Source organism: Rhodococcus sp. T2V (assembly GCF_029269925.1).
Taxonomy (GTDB): domain Bacteria; phylum Actinomycetota; class Actinomycetes; order Mycobacteriales; family Mycobacteriaceae; genus Rhodococcus_F; species Rhodococcus_F koreensis.
The window spans coordinates 1-463 of record NZ_JARJBD010000509.1; the positions used below are offsets into that span (position 1 = coordinate 1).

General features: G+C 63.9%; 1 pseudogene. It reads right to left on the bottom strand.

Features of this window, described 5'->3' with window-relative positions:
• Nucleotides 1–233: 233 nt before the first annotated feature.
• Nucleotides 234–463, bottom strand: a pseudogene (locus tag P3H15_RS55145) (aldehyde dehydrogenase family protein); the annotation flags it as partial.

Sequence of the window (463 nt, forward strand, 5' to 3'; positions counted from 1 at the left end):
TCGAGGTGGTCGGAAATGAGATGCGGGGCACAATTCGCGGGCTTCGCGGCAAGCGTGGTACGTCACTAGCGTCGTGTTGCGCTGCCGGCATTCCGCTTCCGCCCCCTTCACCGCTCCTGTGACCGAAACGTTATAATTTGGTTATGAGTTCGAATCTCAGGGTGTCCATCGGGGCGAGTGCGGTGCGGCGCGTACCCGGACGAAGAGAGCACCGGCGCAGCGAAATCCCGCTTCGGGACCATGGCGGGGAAGTTGAAGGGGGAGATGATGCCGACGGGGCCGACGGGCTGGCGGATGGAGGCGACGTCGACGTTGGTGGAGGCGTTCTCCGTCATGCCGCCCTTGAGCAGATGGGCGATGCCGCAGGCGAATTCGACGACCTCCTGGCCGCGCGAGACTTCGCCCAATGCGTCGGAGACGACCTTGCCGTGTTCGGAGGTGATGATCTCGGCGAGTTCGCCCT